Source organism: Aeromonas sp. QDB23, assembly GCF_027707745.1.
Classification (GTDB): domain Bacteria; phylum Pseudomonadota; class Gammaproteobacteria; order Enterobacterales; family Aeromonadaceae; genus Aeromonas; species Aeromonas allosaccharophila.
This window is the reverse complement of sequence record NZ_JAPCJA010000186.1, coordinates 1-544: the sequence shown is the minus strand read 5'-3', so window position 1 is coordinate 544 and position 544 is coordinate 1. Positions and strand designations below refer to the sequence as shown.

Annotated in this window: 1 protein-coding gene; it reads left to right on the top strand. The window is 45.4% G+C overall.

All coding sequences use genetic code 11. The features are described 5' to 3' along the window. Positions 1–150: 150 nt before the first annotated feature. Entirely contained in the window at positions 151–489 is a 339-nt protein-coding gene (locus PG888_RS23105; protein ID WP_270694499.1) for a hypothetical protein, read from the top strand. Positions 490–544 lie beyond the last annotated feature (55 nt).

Genomic DNA, 544 nt, shown 5'->3' with positions numbered 1-544 from the left:
ACTCATGATGAACCCTTTTTCATGGCTCCAGATGACAAACATGATCTCATATCAGGGACTTGTTCGCACCTTCCCTAACCCGTCAGTCGAAAGGGACGCTTCGCGGCGAAGCCGCTCGCGCCCTTCACTTTTACGTTAGCTGCTAGAAGCATGATCGAGACAATTGAAGAAAAAGAGCGGCTTGTGAGGCTGCAAAAGAAAGACCGATTTAGCGGTGAGCAAATCTTTGGGGCTACACCTACTTATTGGTGCGAAGCTTGCGATGACATAACTGCTTTCAAGCTAAATTGGCGAAAACCATTTGAGCCGTCTGAAATCGAAGATGAGTTCAATAAAGCAATGGGCAAGTTAACGGCATGGGAACAAGATTACTGCAATTTTCATTGTCGCATTTGTAGTCAGCTGGTGCGCTGTATCTACAGCATCAATGAGCTCGCAACATCCTCATATCATTATTACCCAAAAATCATCCTGATTACCCATGATTAGCAGCCACCACGAACTATACTGATCTTACGTACAGTTATCGAGGTGCGAGATCATG

Coding starts and splice junctions, on each gene's coding strand:
- PG888_RS23105 (WP_270694499.1), top strand. CDS start 151: ATGATCGAGACAATTGAAGAAAAAGAGCGGCTTGTGAGGCTGCAAAAG.